General features: G+C 63.2%; 4 protein-coding genes. 3 read left to right on the forward strand and 1 reads right to left on the reverse strand.

The window, feature by feature from the left end; genetic code table 11:
- The 3 genes from FEF26_RS15150 to FEF26_RS15160 all read left to right on the forward strand — a co-directional run.
- A partial coding sequence (locus tag FEF26_RS15150; RefSeq protein ID WP_138254372.1) for a ParB N-terminal domain-containing protein occupies positions 1 to 1016 on the forward strand: 1016 nt, incomplete at its 5' end.
- Between the two features lie 81 nt (positions 1017 to 1097).
- Positions 1098 to 1808 carry a hypothetical protein gene (locus FEF26_RS15155; RefSeq protein ID WP_138254375.1) on the forward strand — a complete coding sequence of 237 codons (711 nt, stop codon included), beginning with the start codon at positions 1098 to 1100 and terminating at the stop codon, positions 1806 to 1808.
- Between the two features lie 41 nt (positions 1809 to 1849).
- A complete protein-coding gene (locus FEF26_RS15160; protein ID WP_138254373.1) occupies positions 1850 to 3499 on the forward strand; it encodes a M23 family metallopeptidase in 1650 nt (549 codons plus the stop codon).
- Positions 3500 to 3520: 21 nt separating this feature from the next.
- On the opposite strand, the gene FEF26_RS15165 is transcribed toward FEF26_RS15160, so the two are convergent.
- Positions 3521 to 4297 carry a cytochrome c oxidase assembly protein gene (locus FEF26_RS15165; RefSeq protein WP_138254374.1) on the reverse strand — a complete coding sequence of 259 codons (777 nt, stop codon included), beginning with the start codon at positions 4295 to 4297 and terminating at the stop codon, positions 3521 to 3523.
- Positions 4298 to 4396 lie beyond the last annotated feature (99 nt).

Below are 4396 nucleotides of genomic sequence, written 5' to 3' on the forward strand. Positions count from 1 at the left end.
GGTTCATCGAACTCGACCGCGCGGTAGAGGCCATCACGGTCGGTCCCCGGCACCGCACCGACTTCGGAGACATCGACGAACTAGCCGCCTCCATCGAACGTGAAGGCCTGTTGCAGCCGATCACGATTACCCCCGAGGGGGTGCTTGTGTGTGGTGCGCGCAGGTTGGCTGCGATCAAACAGCTCGGCTGGCGGAAGGTCAACGTGTGGGTCCGCTCCGGGATCTCCGACAAGCTGGCCCACTTGTTGGCCGAGCAGGACGAGAACACCCTGCACAAGTCACTGACCCAGCAGGAAACCGCCGCCCTCTACCGGGAACTCAAGCAGCTCCTGGCTGAGGACGCCAAGCGCCGGAAGGCCTCAACCCAGTTCCAGGAAGGTCACGAGCCGGGAGAACATGGTCCTGCAAAATTTGCAGGACCACCAGCTACCCCCTGTGGCACCGCTCGCGAGCAGGCTGCGGCGATGATCCCTGGAGGGGCCTCGCATACGACGTTGGAGAAGATCAGCTACCTCCAACACCTCACCACCGACCCCGACATCCCCAGTGAGCTGCGCACCCAGGCCGAGCAAGAACTGGAACGGATTGATGCTGGTGCGCCGGTGGACCCGGTCTACCGGCAACTGCGCGAAGCTGCTGAGGCCGCCCAGCAACAGCGCGTGGACCAGCTGCACCGTCTGGCCGATGAGGCCGTAGCCAAAGCGAAAGCCGCCACCACGAAACGCACCACCACGACCGCAAACCAGGCACCAGGGTCAGCAGCGGATGAGATGCCACGGCGGTATCCGACCCGCGCGTTCTGGGCGACCTGGGGTGAACTGGCCGACTGGTGGACCCACTACGACCCCGACCAGCTCGCTGCCGAACTGACCGATGAGCAGTACCGCAGCTTCCAAGCCACCGTGGAAGCCACCGTTGTTTTCGCTGAGAAACTCCACGCCGCACGCGAAGCCCGCACTGACGACACCAGCACCGGCGGGACTGTGCCGGTGCGTGGGCATCTAGGCGCCCTCTAACCCCCACCCACCTCTCTCCCGCCTACCCATCCAGTGGCGGCGGTGAACACCTTCTGGGGCGTGGGTGTGCACCTGGTGGGTATGAAGCTCCCTGAGTTCTCCACTGTGTTCTCCCGGCCCAAACTGCTGGCCGCACTTGCCGCTGGTCTGGCCCTGCTCCTACTAGTCGCAGTGGGTATCTACGGGCTGGCCACCGGACCCCGCCAGCCAGAGCCGCCCGCGCCGACGACTGCGCAGACCCCAGACCCCACACCGGCTGCACCCGGCGAACACACCGAACAGTCGGGCTCTGATGTGCGACAGCCAGTGGTCCCACCGGTAGAACAATCCGCCGATCCTGAGACGTTCGCCCGCAACGTCGCTACTGCCCTGTTTGAGTGGGACACCGCCTCGGGGCTCATGCCTCTGGACTACACCTCCGCGCTGCTGGAAATTGGTGACCCCACCGGGGCCGAACAGGCAGGCCTGGCCTCTGATGTGGCCACCTACCTGCCCACTCGTGAGGCCTGGACTCAACTGCGCCGACACTCCACCTCCCAGCACCTGAGCATTGATGAGGTCTATGTCCCGCAGGCCTGGGAGGACGCTCTGGCCCAGGCCCAGCCCGGGCAGATCACCGAAGGCACGGTGGCCTACACAATCACCGGCACCCGGCACCGACAGGGCACCTGGAACGACGAACCGGTCACCAGTGAGCACGAGGTCTCCTTCACGGTGTTCATCGTCTGCACCCCTGCCTATGAGACCTGCCACCTGCTGCGGCTCTCCGAACTCGACAACGCGCTGACCTAACCGCCCCTGACCCGACTGGCATGAAGGGAGGCGCCTGACCGGTGTTGAAGAAAGCAGCCATCATCCTGGTCCTACTCGCCATGCTTGGCCCCTCAGTCGCCCTGGTCTCGGTCGGCGCGTTGATGAGCCCCAGTGCTGGAGCCTCCTGCACAGTGCCCGGGGCAAGCCCGCACCTCACCGTCGGTGAGGTCCCCGAGGAACTGGAGGTCACTACCGCCAACGGAGAGACCTTCACCCTGAACCAGGAGCAGCTCACCCACGCGGCGACGATCATCGAAACAGGGACCAGCATCGAGGCGGTGAGTCGGGATGGGCTGGTGATCGCACTGATGGCCGCACTGACTGAATCCACCCTGCGTCAGCTCTCCAATGAGACCGCCTACCCGGACTCTGCTGACTATCCCAACGACGGTGACGGTTCCGATCACGATAGCCTGGGGTTGTTTCAGATGCGCCCTTCTACCGGGTGGGGCTCCGTCGAAGACCTCATGGACCCCATCTACCAAGCAGAAGCGTTCTTCGGCGGCCCAGAAGGGCCGAATAGCGGCTCACCGCGTGGGCTGCTCGACATCCCCGGCTGGCAGGAGATGGACAAGGGCGAGGCCGCCCAAGCCGTCGAAGTCTCGGCCTACCCGGACCGGTACAGGAACTATGAACCGGTCGCAGAGACCATCCTGGAAGCACTCACCGCCGGCAGCGAGGCCGGGCCAGCCTCGGTGCCGGAGTCCGGCCGGGTGGTCTTCCCCCTACCGGAGGATGCTGCGGTCCAGACCAGCGACTACGGGCCTCGGGTCCACCCGGTGACGGGGGAAGACAGCTTCCACGCTGGCACCGACTGGGCAGCACCGGATGGCACCCCGATCTATGCCATCGCCGACGGTGTCGTCGCCTCGGCTGACTACAACGAGGCCCGCGGCGGGGTGATCGTCATCGACCACACCATCAACGGTGAAGCGGTGTCCTCGGTGTATATCCATATGTGGGAGACCGGCATCCACGTCCAACCAGGCGACACAGTTTCTGCTGGGGACCACATTGGGGATGTGGGCAACTCGGGGCAGTCCACTGGCCCGCACCTGCACCTAGAAATCTGGCCCGGCGGCCCAGACACCGGGGAACACACCGACCCCGAACCCTGGCTAGCCACCCACGACGCCCACCCTGCCCCCAGCACCGGGTCCGGCAGCAGCACCCAACCAGCCGGTGCAGAGGGCGAAGACTGCCCCACCGAACCCGACCAAACCGCGGAAGCCGGCGAGCCGGAGCCGGGTGGTGGTGAGGGGTCGCAGATGGTCGATGACCCCACCACCGGTGGGCAGATCACCGCCCGGATGCTGCACGTCTACCAGCAGACCAGCGAGGCTTTCCCGGAGACTTCCTGGGTTTGTTGGGATGAACGCCCCGGCCAGGACTCCGAGCACCCGCTGGGGCGGGCCTGCGATGTCACCTTCGGTAATCCCATCGGCAGTTTCCCCACCGAGGCCCAACGTCAGGCTGGGTGGGAGGTGACCAACTGGGTCAAAGACCACGCCGACACCCTCGGGGTCGAATACCTGATTTTCGACGGGAAAATCTGGGTCGCCTCACGAGCCGATGAAGGCTGGCGGCCCTACGACGGCGGTGGCATGCACGACCCCAATGACCCCACAGGTGGCCACTACGACCACCTCCATATCACCGTCACTGACTGATTAGGGACGACACGTCTGCGATCAGGCTTGCTCATTCGCTGATCTTTCGAGCTGGGCACGCACCCCTATTCGATGCAGTACTTCTCGTACGGTGAAGTATGCCAACAGAGCAACAGGAAGTACCCATAATGTTCTTCCGCCAACCTGCTGATCTGCTAGGGCCGAAATTTGGAGTTCCTGGGCGAGGACCCCAAACCAATCGGGCTCTAAAACCTGAGAGGAGGCCGAAAGTACCGTCGCAAGTACAGCGAATAGCGCTAACAGCAGCACCAGTGCAAACAACCGGATGGGTGTTCCACGTGAGTGACGCGCGTGGTCCCCGGTGATCCCGTAGAAGAAAATCAGGCCCACAGTAAGAAAGTGAGCAATCATCAGCCCGTTACCTAGAACATATTCGAGTGAAACTCTGAAGGCCGGAGTGAAGTAGAACAGCACGGTAGAAACGCCTAGGTATATACCGGACACTAGCGGGTGTGCCATGAATGAGAACACGCGGGACGTAAAAATCTGGCTCAGCCACTCCTTCTGGCCTCGGGTGCCGTCCTCTCGCCCTCTAGTCGTCCGCCTAGCTAGGGTGATTGGATCGGCGAACACGAGCAGCACAGGGATGAGGAAAGTGATCACCATAAGCTGCAGTATGTGGGCCGAGAACAAAACCTTTCCATACACTGCCGGCGCGCCAGAAGTCGCCCATACCAGTAGCACGACTCCCAGTACCCACGAAGCGCTTCTACTGAGAGGCCACTTCTCACCAGCGCCCTCCAGTCTCCACATACTTCGGAGATACCAAATAGCCATCGTGATAGCGACAGCGGTCCACAGCCAGTCCGGTGGGTTGCCCCCGGGAGTAGGTCCACGCGTTATGCGGGCCGCGGTTTCTTCAATGGGTACAGATTT

The sequence above is a fragment of the Nesterenkonia salmonea genome (assembly GCF_005771525.1).
Lineage (GTDB): Bacteria > Actinomycetota > Actinomycetes > Actinomycetales > Micrococcaceae > Nesterenkonia > Nesterenkonia salmonea.

Coding starts and splice junctions, on each gene's coding strand:
- FEF26_RS15155 (WP_138254375.1), top strand. CDS start 1,098: ATGAAGCTCCCTGAGTTCTCCACTGTGTTCTCCCGGCCCAAACTGCTG.
- FEF26_RS15165 (WP_138254374.1), bottom strand. CDS start 4,297: ATGGCTATTTGGTATCTCCGAAGTATGTGGAGACTGGAGGGCGCTGGT.